Origin of the sequence: methanotrophic endosymbiont of Bathymodiolus puteoserpentis (Logatchev) (genome assembly GCF_900128525.1) — a bacterium.
In the GTDB taxonomy this organism is placed as follows: domain Bacteria; phylum Pseudomonadota; class Gammaproteobacteria; order Methylococcales; family Methylomonadaceae; genus Methyloprofundus.
On the sequence record NZ_FQTQ01000076.1, the window covers coordinates 1 to 1,093 of the forward strand.

The following is a 1,093-nucleotide window of genomic DNA, read 5'->3' on the forward strand; positions in this document are numbered from 1 at the left end:
TGGCGAATTTCCCTGTCGCCTACTGCGGACTAAAAATCATCACTTCGCTATCGCTCCGTTTCCCTGATTTTCAGCGTTGGCGGCCCGATCCGTGTTGTAAAATATATTGGGCGGCTAACTTAGCAATTGTCGTCGTTTTACCAACACCTGTTGGCCCCACTAAAGCGACTACACCACCATTTTGTATTATATCATCACTCGTTACCGGCAATACCCTCTGCATCATATCTAGTGCTTTATCCCAGCCCTCATCAGGATCTGATTGATTATCCAAGCGATTAGCAATTTTAATGCTTAACTTTTTCGAAATCCCTATCCCAGCTAAACGGCGTAACAAATCCAAGCGTATAGGATTACTTTCAGATTGGCCGCCCCAGCTCGATTCAGATAAGCGAGTATCCATTGCCGTTCTTAAGTAACGCAGTTCTTTGCGCATTTCTAACAACATATCATTAGAAGTATTCATTGCACTTTCTTTGCCTTGCTGAAAAGTCCGTTGTAAGCTACTCGCCTGCGTTGTTGGTTCAGGCTTATGAACCACTTTAGCTTTTTCCGTTACTTTCGACTTAGAAAATTGAGCGGGGGTCTCTGTGAACTTACGCTTGTTCAGAGCCATTTTCTCTGCATACCCCACATATTCATCTAATTTTCGGCGTACTGCAGGGCGAATAGCCGACTGAGGCGTTGAATCATCTTTTCTGGCACTGCTGACGATATGTAACTTATTTTTCTCTGCTTCAAAATCAGGTAATTTAGTATTTTTTCTAGAAACTTCAGCCTTTTTTTGTTGCTGCTGTTTCTGTAAATTATCATGCACCATTTGCTCATCAAAATCTTGAGCAGCGACAATCTCCACTCCACCATCAACCGAACGATTGGACATAATAACCGCATCAGCACCCAGCTCATCTTTAACCATGCGCATTACTTGACGAATATCAGCTGCAAAAAATCGTTTTATTTTCATCGTGCTTCCTCTTTTAAAACATTATGCACGTTGTCCTACAGTAGAAACTACCTTCGCTGAAAATCAGGGAAACGGAGCGATAGCGAAGTGATGATTTTTAGTCCGCAGTAGGCGACAGGGAAATTC

Annotated in this window: 1 protein-coding gene; it reads right to left on the minus strand. The window is 42.7% G+C overall.

The features are described 5' to 3' along the window. Window positions 1–70: 70 nt before the first annotated feature. On the minus strand, window positions 71–967 hold the full coding sequence (locus tag BQ7314_RS06595) for a flagellar biosynthesis protein FlhF (RefSeq protein WP_174482911.1): 897 nt from the start codon (window positions 965–967) through the stop codon (window positions 71–73). Window positions 968–1,093 lie beyond the last annotated feature (126 nt).